Here is an 18,990-nt window from a genome sequence, read left to right as displayed (position 1 = left end):
TGAGAAACGATCAAGTAAGATGAAACGTTGCAGCGCACTTTTGAACCAATGGAGTAAGTGCGAAGAGAGTAGTTAGATATTTGAAGGGCTAGACTAGCAAGAATTCGAACACGTGCGAAATATCAGAGCTTGTCGTTGATTTTCTTAAATGAATCGAAAACAGTAGCAAAATGTTTCTGTTGTTAACGATTTAAAGGTTTAACTGTGTCAAAGTTTCTTACCGCTACCCTAAGGTCAGGATGCATTGATTTCGGCTGCGCCGCTCGATTCACGGCTCCGAAAACGGGGCGGTGAAATAAGGGATCTTAACTGGCTGAGTGATGCGCAGATGTCCAAGCTGGAACCCTTTTTCCCAAAGTCCCCTGGTAAGCCTAGGGTGGACGACAGGAGAGTGTTGAGCGGCATATTATTCATCAACCGCAATGGCCTACGGAGGCGTGATGCGCCTGCAGAGTGTGGGCCGCGCAAGACCCTTTATAGCCGATGGAAGCGGTGGAGCGAGACAGGCATCTTCGCCCGGATGCTTCGGGAGCTGGCCGATCAGGGCGGCAGGACTGACACCCTGATGATCGATGCGACGCATCTGAAGACACACCGCACCGCCTCAAGCCTGGGGTTGAAAAAAGGGGGCGTGGCCGCCTGATCGGGCGCACCAAGGGCGGGATGAACTCGAAACTGCACGCGGTGACCGACGCGGCTGGCCGTCCGCTGCGGATGTTTCTTACTGCCGGCCAGCGCGGAGCGATTACATCGGCGCGCGGGCACTGCTGGTCGGCCTTCCTCCCGCTGAACACATGCTCGCAGACCTTGGATAAGATGCAGACTGGTGTCGCGTAGCCCTTGAAGGCAAGGGGATCGCTCCATGCACCCCTTCACGAAAGAGCCGCAAGGTTCCGATCCCGCATGACGAAGCCCGATACCGCAAGCGCCAAAAAGATCGAGAACAGTTTCGCCCGGCTAAAAGACTAGCGTCGCATCGCAACACGCTATGACAGGTGCCCCAAGGTCTTCCTGTTGGCATGCGCTTTGGCTGCTGACGTAATGTTCTGGTTATGAATCCTGACCCTAAGATTTCATCCAAAAGATGTTGCTACAATGCTACACTAGCAGATAGTAAAGGGATTACCTTCTCAAGGAAATTATTTGTCTCTTCCACCTCAGGTAATGACCTCAAAGGTCATACTGGCGACATGAAAACTTCTCCGGTGGCGTTGGCTTCGTTTCAATTGTCTTGCGTCTGCGTCTAAATACACTTGATCCCTGCATCAGGGTGCTGGCAAGTCTATAGAAGGGCCTCCTTCCAAGTATGCTAATAATGCGCTTTTCATTGGAATATAGAGGCATCCGATCGTTGGGAAGCCACTGACGGCTTGGTTAGCGCGATCATGCATTTTTACGTGTTGGAAAGTTCCTAGCTCTCCCTCTTCAATCGGGAACACAAAATAGTTCCGGATATTTGTAGTGGGCTCGACCGAGCGAACGGCTTGTTCATAGATCATTTGTTTAGCGATGTCTGGCCATCCAGGAACGTCTCCTCCTGATGAGGCTGAGTAGTATTTGGCATCTACGATTGCCAATCCTGTCTTGTCTCTTAGGATAATGTCGGTGAGCATTCCGCGATCCGGTGCATCAGTGCTTTGGCCTGATTGATGAATATACTTCGCACGTGGGAGACGCTCATTCCATTTAGGTTCGACACCTCGCAATATTTGACGAAGCATTCCCTCCCACAGGTTGTGAAAATCCTCGATCCCAAAAACAAGACTACCACTGTTTGATGCGCGGTTTTCACGTAAATACATAGCGAGGAATGTCGCCAAGAAGATTGAACGTGACGAGTATAGTCTTGGGAGCAATGTATCGAGTTGAGACGCCCAGATAGTGCGCTTGATGCTTGGATACTTTTGCAAGCGAAGATCTGCCCGTCGTGATCGAATACCTTCAATCCACCAACCGTGGTCTTCGATTATTTCTGTCAACACCGCGGCTTGGATTTGCGCGAGTAACGTCTCGCCACTATCAATTGTGCGGGTGGTTGCGATATCGGGGAAAACGTCGCCGACCCCATCAAGAGCGTAGGCGCGCTCACGCGAAACTGTGCGCTTCCAGTCCGGCTTGCCGATATTCTTCGCTCGGATGCGCTGCCTTTCAGAAAATAAACCATTTTGACGAAAGTCTGCGGCTAGTCGACTGATGACCGAGAGAATTCCTGTGCTGCCATGTTCACCATCGGACTGAAAGTCGCGATGCGAGGTATTACGCCCGAAGCGGGCTAGTGCCGACATGGTAAGCTTAGCGTTATCTAGGCTTAGCTCCCCGATTGCACGTGGTAGGAAAACTGCGAGTTGCCCTTGATCGTCCCGGATAAGTCCACAGAACTGCACTCGCTCGTTCCTGTCCAACTTTCCAATGTTGCGCTTACGCATAGCGTCAAGAATGGATTCGGAATGCTGTCCCAAGCTAGCTCTGCTCATGCGGTCTTGGAGAATAAGAGGCTCATTGCCCCTTTGCATCAGTTGTCTCCTCTGGTGCCGGTGTAAAATTGGCAGCTGATGATGGAAGTCTTGCCTTCAGCGCATTGAGAAATCCCTCAATGAATATCGGCTTACCTGCTTTGATGGCTTGATCCAATCCGCCATAGGTCTTGATGTGGGAAGCAAAGAGACGCTCGCGTCCTTCGTGGCGTAGCAAGTCATCCCATAGGTAAAGCAAGATCTTTGCTGGAACGTGCTTCCCTAGTTCTCGCTCCTTCGCAAACCAAAGCCCAAGCAGTCGGTCTTCGGCTAGATCCAGCTCTATAAGCCAGTTATTGAGTTCTTGCACAAAGGTCTTCCAACTCAAACGAATTTCCTGACCTGGGGCAACATATGTTGACACATCTCCCTGTGGGCCGTTGCCTTCATACAAAGGTAGATACTGCTGTTCCCAGCGTCTTCTGAATGCAGTGTCGAGCGGGTAGACGCCTTGATCGGCGCTGTTCATTGTCGCTATTATTGAAAGGTTGGCCGGCATCACCAGCTTTTCCGATCCATAGCCTTTAGATTTGAACCAGTCTCTACTCTCGCCATTTGGAAAGTCGACTTCGTATTCGCCAGCTCCACTATCGTCGCGATCAAGTAGTTGGAACAACTCCCCGAAGACTGCCGCAGCGGGAGCGCGGTTCAATTCTTCAATTACAAGATAATGTTGATGCGCTGTGTCAATCATGGCTGCACTCAGGGCGCGACTAAGCGGGCCTGGGGCAAAGTGATAGGTTACTTTGTCACCATCCATCGCAGGCTTTAGGCAACCAAAGAAGTCACTATTTTGAGTGTCGGGGTGGAACACAGTCCGTATGACATTCGCCTCGCCAACCAATGCATTGACTGCATACGATTTACCAGTGCCGGGTGCGCCGTAATAGATCCGATTAGTCCCTATTACTGAAGTTGCATGTTCATTTCTTGAACCCTCGCGACTCATACTGTTGGCTGCGGGGGTTCCCTTGACGGCAAGCTGCTCAAGTTCAAGAATTGCTTGCCTGATGGAGTCTTCGCTTAGGTCTATTTTCTTAGAAATTCGATCGTCTGATCGCCCAGAATAGTGGATTACTTTAGATAGGACTTCAAAAAATGGCATAGTTTGCACGCTTGCCATGTATCTTGCCACATCATCTGTTAAGTGCTCTGCAAATAACGCTCGGTAAATTCCTTCATTATAATGCTCGGGGAATTTTGCTCGTTGAGGCAGGATATCGATAAGACTTTGTTTGATCTGGTCAGCAGTCAATACGAACCATGCGTCATTATTTCGTGAGTGTGTATTGCTAAAGGTAATAGCTGCGCCAAGGTAGGGCTCTCGAACTTTAATCAAATTATCGTTTGTATTCGATAGCCCAAAGATGTCTTTCAGCGGTGTGGTAGCTTGATCGTCTTTAGGTGCAGAGCTCATAGGAGTATACCAAGACATTTGCAAAATGGTGCGGCTAAGATCGAAGATTTCATCGCGAGAAAGTTCCTTAACCGCTTCATAGATCTTCGATAGTGCAGGTCTTAATTCACTTTTCCATCCGACTCTTGCGCTATCTGTAAATCGGTCAAAAGAGTCCCGGTTGTTCTTTACTGTGTTGGCCTTAGAACCAAATCGATTTGCTATATCTTCGAAAGCCTCGTTCTGTGTCTGATAACCAAGTGCACGGTGGGGATCTTCCGATTGAGCCAAGGCAAAGCACAGAAAATGCATAGCATCAGCTGGCGTGAGCGAATCTAGAGATATGGCCAAGAAACAACTCCTTAGTGTTGCTTGAGGATACTCGGTAATATTCGCCTTTTGCGTGCGTTCTTCAAGTCGCTATGCGCAATAGGTAGTCACCTTAGGTAACCTGTCATCTCCTCGGCAATAGCGCGGATCACTGGAACGGATACTGAGTTCCCGAACTGGCGATAGTTCTGCACGTCGGAGACAGCATCGACATTGAACTCTTCGGGAAAGCCTTGAATGCGTGCGCATTCGCGAGGGGTGAGCTTACGAGGGTTTCGGCCTATGTCTGACTGATCAATTAAGATCTCGCTTCCGTCTTTATAGTAGCGTGCGCTGATCGTGTTGCAGTAGGCACTGTCACGGTTAAAGAGGCTATAACCGAAGCCATTCCCCTTGGCTTTATGCTGAAGAAGGCGCCGCTTGTGACCTGCAAGTAGGCGATCAGATATCGTGTATTTGGGATCGACAGACGCGTTCGTCTCAAGGATGTCTCCCAGCTTGGTATCACTCTTGCGCTTTTCAAGTTGCTCGAAGATTTCTCTCGGCAGGTCTCTTGCATTAGCTTCACTCACCTGCTCTCGATCAAAACCGATGATATAGACGCGCTCTCTGTTTTGCGGCACACCAAAGTTGCGGGCGGCTAGCACACTAAATCCCACGCGGTAATTTAGGCGGGTTCCAAGGCTCTTTCGGGCGTCTTCACTCATCGGAACATCATCGGGAATGGCGGGAACGTCTTCGCCACGCAATATGGATAATATGGTGGCTAACGTTCGCCCTTTATCATGACCGCGGAGCTGCTTAACATTTTCGAGTAAAAAGGCTTTGGGCCTGTGATAGGCAAGTATGCGTTGGATCTCAAAAAACATGGTTCCACGAGTATCACAGAAGCCTTGACGAAGACCTGCTTGTGAGAAGGCCTGACAAGGGAAGCCTGCAAGAAGTAGGTCATGCTCGGGTATGTCCGAAGCAGCTATCTTAGTGATGTCCCCATGGGGCACCTCGCCATAATTTGCTGCGTATGATTTTTGCGCGAACTTGTCCCACTCAGAGGTAAACACACAGTGCCCGCCGCGCTCCTGGAATGGCAATCTTATCCCACCGATCCCGGCGAATAGGTCGATGAAGCGAAAAAGAGCTTTGTCAGGCTGGCTTGAATAGGGGCTGGTAAAGGGAATGCGATCTGGTAGCGCATTGATTTTAGCCATCTTAGCGGCTGTTGGAATATGTTCACCTCGCTCCCATCCACCGATTGTTCGCTCACCTCCATCTCCAAGTCCAAGAAGCTCTGCAAATTCCCTTTGGTTCAGGCCCATGTTGCTTCGCTTCGCTAGGATTGCAGAAGCAAAGTCAATGCGCTTGATTTCCATAGGCGGGCTCCAATTTCCGGAAAGTTGTTATTCTCCGGGTCATTTATAGGATATCTGAGCGGTAGGCAAGGATGGCATATATTCAGTGATGTCGCGCAATTGGTTAAATCTATGTGGGCGATGACATTCCATTTGACTGTCATAGTTCTCTTGGGGCTCGGAACTCGTGCGGACCGCACATATTGCCACTTGGATCAGTAGCACCTTTATCTCTTATATGTGTAAGATGTTCGCGGGGTAGAGATCACTTGGCGGCGATGTAATGACCCAGCTGAATCTGCTCAGGTTAAGCCGCTAATCTGAATGCCTCGGCAGGCGTGCGCATTGCAAGAGCCTGATGAGGGCGGCGGTGATTATAGAAGCTGATCCAGTCGCCGATGACGCGCGTCGCGTGCTGGATACTTTCGAAGCGATGCCGGTGAGTGCATTGCTCTTTCAGGGTCCGGATTACGCGCTCAACCATGCCATTCTGCTGGGGGCAGTGCGGGGTAATGAACTCCTGCCTCAAACCATAGCTGCGAACCAAGGCCGTGAAGTGTCTGCTTGTGAAGACGAGACCATTATCAGACCTCAGCAGGAACTCCCGCTCGACCCGGCCGAGCGTCCCGAAGCGAGCAATCAAAGCGTGCTCAAGCGCGGCAGTGGCCGTGGTCGCCTTGCCCGAGCGGGACAGATGCCAGCCCAACAGCTCGCGCGTGTGACAGTCGATCACCAACGCCAGCGAGGCCCAGCCATCCTTGCCGGTCCAGACTCGTGCCAAGTCGGTCGACCACCGCTCATTGGGCGCTGTAGCGACGGAGGGCACCGCTTGGATCCTCGGTCTCATACCAATCGCGCGCTTGCGAACTTGCCAGCCCTTGAGCTGGAAGATCCGCTGCACCGTGTTTTTGTTGAAGCCGAGCAGCCACGCGACCGTGCGATAGCCAAATGACGGCTCCTGCTCGATCATTTCCTTGATCGGATCTGCGAAGCGGGGATCGACCTTCGGAGCAGCTTTGGTCGGCGTGTAATAGACCGTCCGCCGTGGCACGCCGAACCAGGCACAAAGCTTGGCGATCGACACCATGATACCCTCTGACAGCAAGCCCTGCTGGATACTCCGGATCAATTCCCGTCCTGCGCATCCAGCAGGGCTTGCAGCTTTTTTTCGCGCACGCAGCTCCAGCATGGCCTCGCCATAAGCTTCCTGCAGATCCTTCAACTGCTTCTCGTATTGCTCTCGGATGTCGAGCGGGTTGGCACGCAGGGAATTCTCCATGCCCCGCTTTGCGTCCTCGACCCAGCCCTCGATCTCGGAAGGCGTTAGGTCGAACGACCGGCTGGCTTCAGCCACCGTTGTCTTGCCCTGAATGATCTCGCTGACGAGCGCCGTCTTACGCTTCGCCGTCCACCGTTTGATGCTGTCGTCCATTGTCATACTCATCGCTACCTTCTCCTTTGTAGCATGAGCAGATTTTCAGTGGGTCATTACACCTGCGGCATTGGGGCCAAGCAACGCCGCGAGCGCTTCATGAAAGTCGCCAGTGGAAATGCCTTTGTGGTCGAGCTAGGGCAGCAACTCTTCGATGGATTTGGCTTTGCGTAGGTAAGGCGGCAGGATCGCCGAACTGAACCGAATTTTCTCGGCGGAGGACCCCCGATCCCTCACGCGCGGCACCTTGACTGGCACCGCGCCAATCCCTGTCATCACCTCGCGCTCTGGTAGGTGATCGTGGCGCACCAGCCGCGAGCGGCCATCGTCCGTTTTGTCGGATGCATAGGCCTCCAGCAGAACAGCGAGTTCGGCTTCGACGGCTTGCTCAATCAACCGCTGCGCTCCAGACCGTAAAAGCTCTGTCAGAGGATCAGGCGAAAATCCCAGTGGATCGGGCAATTGGGTAATGGTATTTGTCGTCATGTGGCATATCCTTTTCTCAGATGAGAATTGCGGCGCGTGAACAACGCCATGATATGCCGCCCCTCAGGGGCCATCACCAACTTTTAGCTATATCTCAGTGTCTGTTGGGACACGCCGCTACAGATTATTGAAAGATCTCTTTGGATGCGGCTGATGCGAAGACGTCGGCATCCTTGGATACATAGCGTTGAGCAATGCTTTCGCCTTTCTTGACGATCGCGCCGACCTCGGCCGCCGCTCTTTGGAGATCCGCTACGGAGAAATTCATGGATACGTAAGTGCCTGGCAGGGAGAAATCCCCTTTCTCGTATCTGTGGGACCCGATCCGAAGGAACTTCGAGCCAGAGCCGATCACGAAATAACCTTTTCTTCTTGCAAGCTGACTGGTGACATAGAGACCGAACCCAGAGTTCTTCCATCGGTCATCTGTCGTTTCTGGGCCCGTTCTATTTGAGCTTTCCTGTTTATGGACGCCGGATGTGCTCGGCAGAACTGCGAGACGTAAGGCCTTCAGGTCGTCTCCAATATTTGAAAATTTCTCGTTTCGTTGCAAAGACCTAAGAATGCCGATGCCATTGTCAAAAATCGAGAGCTCGACCGTGTCTCGCGCGGGCCAGTATTGACCGCTAATCCACATCGTATCCCCGTTGCCGTGTTCCAATGCATTCCTGACGATTTCACGGAGGCAATACTTCATAAGGTCGAAAAGTTTGCCCCTCGTGGCACGCGCGATCAGAAAGGCCATTCTGCCAACTCGTTGATCAGCCAACTCACCTAAGCTCAAAGAGCTTTTTTCGGCATCACTACGCCATTTGTCTAGGTCAACGGCTTGCAGCGGCAGATAGTTCTCTCCGCCGGAAGCTTCTCGCCGGGGGACTTCGATCCCACAGTGCTCGTAGAAACCAACGTTCGCCGCATAGCCGTTTGGTTCTACGCCGACATGGCCCACAACAATGCCTCGATCCACCGCACGTCGGATGTGCCTCGAAAGCAGCAGCATTCCGGAGGGCGTCGCAAATCCAATTCTACTGAAGTCCAATTTTATCAGATCATCAGAGCGGAGCGTGTTGCCGAATTCAATAATTCCCGACTCGTCCTGGAAAGCTGGAACTTCCGCCACCTTCACAGCTTCCATGTGGGGGGATGGGGTTGAAATTGATGCAATTGAGTCGTTCGTTGAGAGAGATGCTGTTCTCTTCCGAGGCTTGCCTTCGGACAAGTCTTGAAAAAAGGCGAAGTCGCTTGCGCAGAGCAGAGTTCGGTCAAGGAAAGAGTTGAAGCTTTCACAGCTGGTCTCGGGCAGAAAAACGCAGCTGTGGCAGGCGGCGTGATTGCCGGACGCTCCGTCGCTCGCGAGACCACCGCTACAAAGCGGGTCTGCGGAGCAAAGTTCCTGAGTGCTGACGGCTCGCAAGAAACTATGCTCAAATCGTGATGGAGCAGCTTGTCTCGATAGCCCGCCCATCGTGCCGTCGGCATCTGACGTGGATGTGTAGATCAGAAGTCCCGCCATGTTGGAGTCGACGTAAAGCCGTTCCCGGAGTGATGTCGACGAGTAACCGCTTTCCAAGGAAAGTTCAGAAATGAGTGCATGTGCGAGAGTGTGTATAAGTATGTAGCGCGCGCTTAGTCCTTCCGGCAGGCTTGTCGGATTCTCACCTGCCGAATTTTTCGCATCAATCCACTGCGATTGAAGGCGACGTATATGCGTTTCCACGGCCGGAGAGGTTTCCCAAGCTTGCACTGCTGATTTATCGAGCGCGACGAAGATGCCCTCACCGTTCACTTCTATTCCGGGCAGCCAATCTTTCGGACTTTTCGAAAGGGGCAATGGCGCTGGTTTTCCTGCTACTGAAGCTTTGAGCCGAGTGAAGCCAGTTAGGGCGCGGACCTCTCGGAGGCGTTCGACACTTGAGATAAAGGACACGAGTCCACGTAGGGTTTCTGGAACTTCCTGAGCCGCATTCAGAAGATCCTTTTTCCCAAGTTCAGAGCCACGTGTATCAGTGCTCAGCATCCGAAACTCGGCTAACTTAAGATCGGCTACAGCATCTTCGGCGTCTTTGTCCTTTGCTTCGAAATACAAATCACAGATTTCCTCCGCGCTTTCGCTTCCATCCCATTCAGGAGCGACCCGCTTTTGAACAATGCGAAGTAGCATATCGCGATCATCATCAAAGTCCTCCAATACCGAGCGGTTGGCGCCTAAGCGGTCGTAGAAATGAGCTCGCCAATCCGGCAACGTGATCGCGCTTTCGACTACCGGGAAATAGGTGTTACTCGCGCCGCGTTGCGTTATCCTCGCAGGTGCTTCGCAACCGGTCTCGTAGTCACCGAGCCATGGACGACCCCCTCTACAAGCATGTCCGGGTATGCCGTTTGGAGAGAAAGCTTCGGCGATCGACCTTGTTTCAGAGCAGCCGGTGCATTTGAGCCGTAATCCAGCGATCCCGGCGCCAACTGTGATCAGCTTCAAGAGCGGTTGTTTGCAGTCGGGTTTGTGGTTGATCCATTTATCCCACGGGAAATCATTCAGATGACCATGCTCACAGATCGCGACAAAACGCACGGGCACAACCGCGGGTCGGCCCACGCAATGGCCGCAGTGAAGACTGTCTCCTCCGCGTGACGGAGCCCACATTCCCGACTTCTGTATCACGTGACAATCCGGGCAGGATTGCCAGTCGGGGAAGCGACGCACCGGAAGGACCCGTTCACGCTTTTCATTCTGGAACGTATATTGTCCGATCAATGGGGGGCGAAAGCCTTTGATCGCGAGTTTGGCTTCCAGACGCGGCTCACGGATTAAATTCGGGTCATTCAGCCCCTTGTTCGGGCCGCTATAGCCGTCCCAAGCTTCAAGACCCTGCATCACGCCGGAAAGAAGTGCTCCTCGAGACGAAGAAAGCCTGAAGTCGACAATTGAGCCGGGCCCAAAGGGTCCGATGATCTGACTTCTGCGGATCGATCCAACGTCTTTCATGCCATGGCCCTCATGTGCTCTGCTCTGTAATCACAAATTTGGTGGACGCCTCTACTGATCGCAGTGTGTTCGGTGTCGCTCTGGCGAGGCCTTTCGAGAAATTCGAGGCTTGGCTCTCTGCCGCTTTTTCAGCAGAGATCAACAGAGCTGCGTCCGACCAGTCGTCCCAATAGCCTTTCAGATTTCCCCGGCGGATCCAATTCTCAAGGAAGTCAATAAGTTCTTTCCGCGTTGCCTCGGCTTCGGGTTCGTCAATAGTTGAGACACGCTCACAGATCCTATCGATCAAATCTTCGAGTCGTGCCCGATACTTTTGGGCATCGTTTGGTGAATAAAGCATTTCCGGGACAAGGTGCCTGACCATTGCCACAAAAGGCGCATGTAGCGCCTTATCCCGCGCTCTTGGAGCGAATGGTGTCACCCCGGTGGCTTCTACATCGCGATAAAGCGCACCATGCCAGGTAGGGAAGCTCTCATATCGGCTACGGTCTCGCATCTTGTTGGCGTTGTAGAGCGTTATGACGAGCCCTGGCACGTTGGAGCGTCCAACGCGGCTCGTCGCTTGGATGTATTCTGCAATGGTCTTGGGTTGTCCATTGACGAGCATGAGGCCGAGGCGCCTGATATCCATCCCGACGGAGATCATGTTCGAGGCCAATACAATGTCAGCTGCGGCGCCACTGTTTCGGTCCAGTTCAAGATTCTTCAGCTCTTCTTTGATTTTGTCCGACTTGACCCGGCTGGTGAGTTCGGTGGGTGGCTGTAAGTGTCGCTCTTTTTCAGCTCGACGCTCAGAAATCAGCTGAATGCTGTGCGTAACGTCGTCCTGCATGATGATTGAGGCACTGCCGAGTTCCCGCAGCGAGTTGAAATAGCCGACAAGCGTCCAGTATTTGTCCGCGTCGGCGCCGACGAAGCCCGGATCGGAGGCCGCTTGCAAGAGAGAGGCAGAGATTGCCTGATAGATGTAACTGGCCGTCCGACCAGCGGACGTTATCCCCACATACAGTCGGCCCGGGCTGTCCTGTTTTGTGTATGCGAAACCGGAATTCGACTGATCGATGCCGGGTGGAGGAAACTGAGACGATTCCCGGTTGAAGAGAGATCTGATCTGATCGTCAGCTCGCCTGATTGTTGCTGTAGATCCGATGATCTTGGGCCTATGTCCCTTGTGCGAGCAAAGCGCGTCGATGGCCGTTTCAAAAAGCCCTGCCATAGTTCCCAATGGCCCAGAGATCAGATGCAGTTCGTCCTGAATAATCAGATCCGGTGGGTTGCGTTGGGCGTCCGCCAACCCAAAAAGCCTGCCGGTTTCTGGCTTGCTGACAATTTGGACGAACTTGTCGGCCGTGCCGATCAGCAGTGAAGGAAGTTCGCGGTAGACGTCTTCATCAACCGTCCAAAAGGGCAGGTGACCAGCATCTCCGTTGGCCGAACATGTCTCATCGGAGCAGGTTGCGAGAACTCTTTCACCGTTATTGTCCACAGACCAATCAAGTTTTTCGCCACAAATGGGACAATCCGCTACTTGCGCAGGTGAACCGTCCTCGCCCACCTTTTTCACTGTATTTGGGCTTGTGTCCTTTCCTACCCAAAGACCGATAGAAATAGAAGCATCTGATTGGAAATGATCCGGAAGTTGAATGCCCGGACATTTTTCATCCCCGCGGCGCAGCATGTCGCATGCGAGGATCATGGAAGCAGCGCGTTGAAATTGCTGGGCGGTCAGCAGCCTGAGCGTATAGCGCATAAAAATAGTTACTCCGGCGCCCGCTGCCGCACCACGAGCTTTCAGCCTACGTAAGAACACGACATATGCAGCTAGGAGAAGGTATGCTTCTGTCTTGCCGCCGCCGGTGGGAAACCAGAGCAAGTCCATAACTGCGCGGTCCGTGTCCGTTGGGTTACTGGTAGAACTGAGGCACAGAAGTCCAAACGCCAACTGAAATGGTCGCCACACAAGGGGCCGGATTTCTGGGGCGCCTCGACGTTTCCATTCGTTTTGGAGCCACAGAGCTCGGTTTGCGAGCCTGAAGGCCAACAGGGCTTCGGGATCGTTGGCGAGTAGTTTCGCACCCTCCAACATTCGGTTCAATGCTTGCCGGCAGGCGTCTAAGTGCCTTCGGGCGGTTTCATGGTGTTCAGGAGTTAGGGAGGCGATCCTCAAGTCCTGTGCCGCAATCCAGTCAGAGTAACACTGGCAAAATTCAGCGAGGCCGACCACGACCTCAGAGCCGTCAGCTTCGGACAGCCATTCCGCCCCAAGGACAAAGCTTTCCCCTTGGCCGGCGAGATTGCTGAAAAACTCCTCATCGCCGCTTGCGCTCGCGATTGGAACCTCCACCGTGGGCAACCATTCCGAAGACAGAGTAACAGCGCTATCCTGATCTTGTCTCCAGCTCACTGAGCAGGTGTGACCGACCGCATACTCCGGCGCATCCCTGTAGAGCATGGAATTTGACTGAATTTCCGGATCAGCACTTTTCTGATGCACTGACGGTTTGGGCACAATCAGACCAAAATCGGGGTCTGCCTCTAAACTGAAACGGGCTTGATAAAAGTTTGCGGTATCACGTGCGACTGCGTCAGCCGACTTGGAATTCGTCTGTTGGTTCACCAGCATGACCGTTACGAGGAAGAGCTTCTTATGCCTCCTGCATCGCACCCAATATCCCAGCCCGGGTATCTCAGAAATAGGCGTGATTTCGCTTGGAGTTCGATCGCTCAATTCGACTGAGAAGGTCTTATTTTTCTGGTGCCGATGCCAATTGAAGGGGTTTCCCTTGCTCGAGTTTTCCGTGGCGTGCGCTTCGTAGGTGCCGACCGAAACTGAAATCGCGATCAGTGCCTCATTGCCGTCCTTTGGCGCAATCGCAAACGAAACGCCCATCGAACTTGGTCGAAACGTGTTTGGTGGGGTCTTGTCTGATGTTTCGTCATCGTCATCGCTTACTATCGTGGCATCTTCGGGTTCGATGCTCGAAACAGGGGTCTTCTGAGCATATAGTATCCCTGAGAAATAAACTTCGGCCGGGCTATCGCGGAGAATTTCATCTTCGCTATAGGGGCCCACCAAGTCTTCATGCAGTCGATCCACAACACGCTGGCGTGCGTCCATATGATTGTCGCCAATGTTCATGTAATCCTCTTTTCACTGGATTGGGAACCGCTCCTGACAGTGCCCTGCAAGACAGGCAGGAGCGCGACCCCGATTGGTTTCCCGTCCCGTCTCGTTGTCGCAACGGTAGTCGCACCCGCAACTCTCAGGGATCCAAAGGGAAGACTGAGCGCTTCATTTGCCAGATAGTTGAGATTCATCGCGAGAGGATCAATTGCTGTTGCGACAGCATGGCCATTCTGTAGCACTAATTGCCACTCAGAGGTGACGCTCTCTCTTCTGAAAGTGCAGAGAGGCTGATCGAAAGTTGCTCCCCAGATAGCGTCTACTGGGCCGCGACCGGGCAGTGGGGTAAGACCATCACTCCCAGAAAGGGCCAGTCCGCCATCCTGCCCGGAAATCCACCTGCTTCCGTCTTGTTCCACGCGGCCGAAAACCTGACGGGTTCTTCCGAGATGAAGTCGTTTCGATGCACGGCTTCCAGCAACAAAGAGGACTCGCGCTTCTTCGTCCCAGTCGACGTCTTCGTAATTCGGGATCGGCGGCATCAGAAAGAACACGTCTTCCGCTTCTTTGCCTTTTGCGCCATGAACCGAGCCGATCAAAGGGCCTGATTGTCCGATATAGTCATGAGTGATATGCACGGGACTCTGTTCGATCTTGACGATAATGTCACTTAGTCGTGGGGCAGCTTTGCCCGTCCCGGCCACGCTCTTCAGAAGAACAAAGGCTTCATCTGGGGTCCAGCCAAAGGGTGCCGGAGAAAGCGCCTCAATTCGTTGCTCGACATCGCCCTGCGTTAGCGGTTCGCCGACTGTCTTGCCGGCACAGATAGCGCCGATCAGTGGTTCGACTACGTGAGTGTGACCGGACAGCTTCAGGCGGTGTGGTCGGCCGCGTAGGGACAACCTAGCAGAGGCCGCTTCTGCCGCCATTCGGCTTCGGGTTAGTATCAGGTTGTCAAAACTCCAAGGAATCCGCCGATCCAGCAAATCTGCTCCTTGCGTCGACGCCGCGTTCTCAAGCAATTCGCGCACCAAAAGGTATCGTTCTTTGGCCTGCAATTCGATGTTGCCGAGGCATGCTCGCGCGTCGAGGGCGAACGCCTTTAGTTTTGCCGAACCGGCGCGGTGATTGAAGCTGAGCTCAAGTTTCTTCCAGCCCTCAGATGCCAATATATGCGCGTGTAAATTGCTTGCGGGTTGCGAGACATTCGCGTTTTGATCAGACCAAGCTCCGTAGATCGCCTGTGCCCAATCTCCGAACACTGTGACGCCGACTGATGCAGGCAAGGCGGCAATCAACTGGATGGAGAGTTTCTGTCGGATCCCTACAACGTCCTGAGCTTCGTCAATAACCAAGTGACCGATCCGTCCAACCCAGTCGAGCAATCTTTGTTCTCGAGCTGAAAGCAGGGCTGATGCACGGAGTATCGACTTGTCAAACCCGCCCGAAGTGTCTTGGTCTTCGATAGAACCGATCAGATGCCATGCGAAAGAATCAAGCGTAAAGCATTGTATTCCTGCGCCATACACCTGATCGGCAAGGGCAGATTTGACTCTTTCAGAGATTTCCTGTGCAGCTACACGCGTGAAGGTAATCAAGTGAATACTTGCAGGGCTAACACCGGATTTCACCAATTCGATCACACGCGCACTTGCAGTGTGCGTCTTGCCACAACCCGGTCCCGCAGTGACGACCAACCGGGCATGCTTTTCTTGCGAAACTACAACCTGTTGGCTGACGTCCAAGCCGCCACCTTGGGACAGAGCAGTGACCGTCTGCAACCATTCTTTCAGGAAATCGTCCGCATGTCGCGAGAGTTTCCCGTCCGGCTCGCAGCCCAGATGCAGCAAAACCCTTCGGAGACCCGGTGATAGTGCTAATGCAGGCGACCATTCGCCTAAATCAACCAGCGCTGCGATTGATTGTGTTTCTGCTTCCGAGAGTTCTGGCCTGAATTCGAACGCTTCCTGCTCGAATACAGTATCCGTTGCAATTCGGCGGAGAATCCCAAACGGGTCTCCATCCATCGGCGGTCCTCCGAGAATAATTGTATCTTGTCCATCAACAGGCATCATCCGACGATCAAGCAAGAGGACCATCGGTTCTCCAAAAGACGTCCATGCACCAATGTCGCCTGTAAGAACCAAGTCATCAAGGACCTCGATTGCCAAGGCGTGGGAGATTGCTTTCTCAACTCCAAGAGTCTGCGCTTTGACCGTAAGCACCGAGATGGACTTAGATCGCGATAGAGATCCAAGTGAAAATAACTCGTGTCGCAGAAAATCGGCAAGAATCTGTCGTAGTGTCATTTGAGTTTCAAAGATTTTCTGCCCCAGTTTGGGCACCACAGTTTCAACAATGCAGTTGCCCTTCAAGGATTTTTTTTGATTGAATTTCATCTGGTTCTTGTAAGACTGCGCGCAACTGGGGGCGGCATAGGGCCGAGTTGGCTGTTTATGGAAAGACTTTCTTTATTTGAAGAACGATTGAGCGAGCATTTTATAGCCCTTTCGTTAGAGCGCGGCGAAGAATCGGTTTTTCTTATTGAACACGGGCTCGAAGTCTCTGAGATTTCTGAGCTCATTCGAGCCGTCGGAGCGCGAGGAGGCGCGGTAGGATTCAGGTCAGAAACCTGGCGGCCATACCGGCTATCACTTGGGGTGGCACTGACAGAGTTCGGCTATCAGTATAGAGGCACGGGGACTGAATTCTGGGGGTTTGCAGAGCGCGGACTAGGGGCTGAAATCAGTATCGCCCAACGGCCGGAAATAACGGCAGTCTTCAAGCTCTTAAGCCGGGATTACAAAATCGCAAATCCGCTCAATGATCGTTGGTCCCAAGCCTTCGGCCACGTCGCGTGGCCTATCAGAAATGCGTTAGTGTCCCGGGAGATCCATAGTCCGCTTGCACGTTTGGTCAGGGATTCTCTTAGAGCCAGCAGTTCTGCCGTATTCAACGCAGCATTCGTGGCTACGTTGCGAGAGGTTGCGACCGGCTTGACGTCAAAGCGCCTCGAAGCATGGCTCACGGATGAAAGTCTCGCTGTTTCAGTTGTCAGAGCGCTCGCTGATGGAACTGCAAGGGGCCTTCGGGTCGAGCCGAAGTTCATGGAGCGGCTTGAACAAGATCTACGCGGAAACCGAGAGGTCCGGCGGCTGACACTTGCTGCGCGTGCTGCGAGACAGGCTCAGAATACCGCACCACGCAGGCTGCCGAGGCCACTTTACCAGTTATTGATGCGTGACGATGAGCCTGTCGGCCTTGCTGTTCGTGGGCCTTCTCTTGATGCAGAGCAATTTGCTTATCTCGACGTGCTCACAGGTGGCGAATGGAGGGATGCAATCCTGAGTGTCGCCGGGCGCTCGATGCCATTTCGAGAGTTTCTCGCCGGAGGGCTGATATTCATTGGTCGTCCGCGAGAACTGCCAACTCCGGATCTAAGCGGTATAGAGGTCAACGATACAATAGCTAGTCTTGTTTTGCCGTCTGAGAACCTTCTGTTTGTCGATGTAGAAAGCGATGGCTATCAGACTCAAATCCTCTCTGGGTCGCGGCTCCCGGATGATGCCGGTTTTTTCGAATTGCGCTTGGGCAATGCAGATCCGGAGAATTGGGGCGCCGCGCTTTTTGGTATGAGGGCTAACTCATCGGAGGGTGCCGCAAAGTTATTGGCGAATGGGATACTGATCGCGCAGAAAGAGCTTGTCGAATTTTTTGGTGGGGCAACTTTCGTTCAATCGGATGAAGAAATGTATCAGGTTGAGGGACATGACGTTTGGGTGAAAGCGCTAGTCGGGTCGGTGAATTTGGAGGTTAAATCTAACAGCGGAGATATTTTGTCCACACGGGCATTGCCAATTGGTTACTGGGTCCGTTTGGAAACGGACGAGGAACCGTGTAGCCTCCATATTTCAGACGGTCATAGCAAACAAATCTCGAAGCTGGCGTTCCGGCCGAGCAACAGCGTCGAGCCGCTTCGGATTGAGGTTTCGCCTGAACAGATTACTTTGAACGACATTGGAGTGGGATTGGGCTCGCTCGACGTGAAGTCGCCTTCAAAACTGGATGGAGCTTCCATGCATGTGGCGCTTATGGATTCTCAGGGCAACCGCGTAAGCAGCGAGTTTTATATTGAAACCCTTCCATCAGTTGTCGGATTTTCGATCGAAGCTATGAGCCCGATCCGAGAAGCAGCACTAAGGTGGAGCTCTTCCGGGAAATCTGCCACGATTGTGGCCAATGTCGAGGGCTTGGTGTCGATGGCTCGTTCGATGTCGGCCCGACATCTCGATTGGGTTTTTGATGAAAGCCAAAGAACTTGGACCTCCGATAATGGCCAGAGTGTCCGAAGCATTTCCTTTGATTTGAGCAGCAACCCTATTTCGCCCCATTCGAAAGATGAGATCAAAGATGCGCCAGCAGAACTCCTGCTGCCAGACGTTGAAGGCGACGAGGCTCTGACCATGGGGCGTTTCTTCATCAACTCCGAGCATATCAGTCTAACGGATATCGGTGCGACAAGCTCCCTAAGTATCCGAAAAAACAGAAGCTCGGTAGGTGACTCCAATGGCTTGATCGCAGCATCGGAAGCACTGGTCGCTTGGCAGTCCGGGAGTGCAACGAGTCTTGTGGCCGATGGCATGAGACGTCGGGTCGGTGCGTCCATTGAAGCTGGCATTGTAGAAGCTTTATGCGGAAACGACTGGAATTCTATCGAAAAAAAGTTGGATTTGTCTAATTCAGGCTTTCATGGAAGTCTGGTTCGCTTCTCACTTGAGCGAAAGCTTGCCGCCGGAAACGACAACTTTGATGAACTATCGCAAGATCAGTTAAGTGTGCTTGCAGAACTTCTCTTTGTTGAGTTCAGAAAAGTGCTCCCGACGGTGTCGGTGGTTCTAATCCCCGATGGGGACGAGTGGCCGGAGTTAGATAATGCGGTAAACGAAGCTTGGACACGTCTCGCATCTCAGTTGGAGGAAGCCAATGGCATAACTGTGGATGGTGATTGTATCGTTTTTGACGGCCAGTGGCAAAAGGCAGTAAAGGATGCGCGGGAAGCCGACCTAATGCGCCCACTCGCACGTAAGGTATTGCCAATTACCCGGTCTATCGGCTTGCTTCAATTGCCGTATCTGGAGGTCGGCTTTGATGACCTTATTTCAGAACTCAATAGCCGCCATCTAGACGTGCAACGGACCGGTCGCCACATTCCGCCTGAAGCCCTAAGAACGCTCTTGTCGCTTTTCCTTCAACCGTCCCAAACAATTGAAAACCCCGATTGGCGGAACCTGTTGGCGCGTTTTGCTTCTGACCGTTTTACCGCTCGGGCCGTGCGGTATGCCGCGCTACGATACCGCGCAGTTCGTTAAAGGCGATG

Annotated in this window: 8 protein-coding genes and 2 pseudogenes; 2 read left to right on the top strand and 8 right to left on the bottom strand. The window is 52.9% G+C overall.

From position 1 onward, the window contains the following. The first annotated feature begins 295 nt into the window (after window positions 1-295). Window positions 296-1,056: pseudogene (locus QQG91_RS11450) on the top strand (IS5 family transposase). A gap of 209 nt (window positions 1,057-1,265) precedes the next feature. On the opposite strand, the gene QQG91_RS11445 reads toward QQG91_RS11450, so the two are convergent. From QQG91_RS11445 to QQG91_RS11410, 8 genes and pseudogenes are all read right to left on the bottom strand, one after another. Continuing rightward, window positions 1,266-2,285: an LlaJI family restriction endonuclease gene (locus QQG91_RS11445; RefSeq protein ID WP_285770358.1), complete on the bottom strand. Its 1,020-nt coding sequence runs from the start codon at window positions 2,283-2,285 to the stop codon at window positions 1,266-1,268. 211 nt (window positions 2,286-2,496) lie between these two features. Beyond that, on the bottom strand, window positions 2,497-4,260 hold the full coding sequence (locus QQG91_RS11440; RefSeq protein ID WP_285770357.1) for an AAA family ATPase: 1,764 nt from the start codon (window positions 4,258-4,260) through the stop codon (window positions 2,497-2,499). Window positions 4,261-4,346: 86 nt separating this feature from the next. Beyond that, on the bottom strand, window positions 4,347-5,609 hold the full coding sequence (locus QQG91_RS11435; protein WP_285770356.1) for a DNA cytosine methyltransferase: 1,263 nt from the start codon (window positions 5,607-5,609) through the stop codon (window positions 4,347-4,349). 286 nt (window positions 5,610-5,895) lie between these two features. Continuing rightward, complete coding sequence (locus QQG91_RS11430; RefSeq protein WP_285770355.1) at window positions 5,896-7,020, bottom strand: IS3 family transposase; 1,125 nt, start codon at window positions 7,018-7,020, stop codon at window positions 5,896-5,898. Between the two features lie 57 nt (window positions 7,021-7,077). Continuing rightward, window positions 7,078-7,506, bottom strand: a pseudogene (locus tag QQG91_RS11425) (transposase); the annotation flags it as partial. 124 nt (window positions 7,507-7,630) lie between these two features. Beyond that, window positions 7,631-10,489: a DrmB family protein gene (gene drmB / locus QQG91_RS11420; RefSeq protein ID WP_285770354.1), complete on the bottom strand. Its 2,859-nt coding sequence runs from the start codon at window positions 10,487-10,489 to the stop codon at window positions 7,631-7,633. 10 nt (window positions 10,490-10,499) lie between these two features. Continuing rightward, on the bottom strand, window positions 10,500-13,628 hold the full coding sequence (locus tag QQG91_RS11415) for a helicase-related protein (protein WP_285770353.1): 3,129 nt from the start codon (window positions 13,626-13,628) through the stop codon (window positions 10,500-10,502). Beyond that, entirely contained in the window at window positions 13,625-16,012 is a 2,388-nt protein-coding gene (locus tag QQG91_RS11410; protein WP_285770352.1) for a UvrD-helicase domain-containing protein, read from the bottom strand. Before QQG91_RS11410 ends, QQG91_RS11415 begins: the two co-directional genes overlap by 4 nt. Between QQG91_RS11410 and QQG91_RS11405 the strand changes: the two genes are divergently transcribed. Continuing rightward, entirely contained in the window at window positions 15,923-18,982 is a 3,060-nt protein-coding gene (locus QQG91_RS11405) for a hypothetical protein (protein WP_285770351.1), read from the top strand. The genes QQG91_RS11410 and QQG91_RS11405 overlap by 90 nt on opposite strands. Window positions 18,983-18,990: the final 8 nt, after the last annotated feature.

The sequence above is a fragment of the Marivivens sp. LCG002 genome (genome assembly GCF_030264275.1).
GTDB lineage: Bacteria > Pseudomonadota > Alphaproteobacteria > Rhodobacterales > Rhodobacteraceae > Marivivens.
Note: the sequence above shows the minus strand (reverse complement) of the source record. Positions and strands in the feature narration are given on the sequence as shown.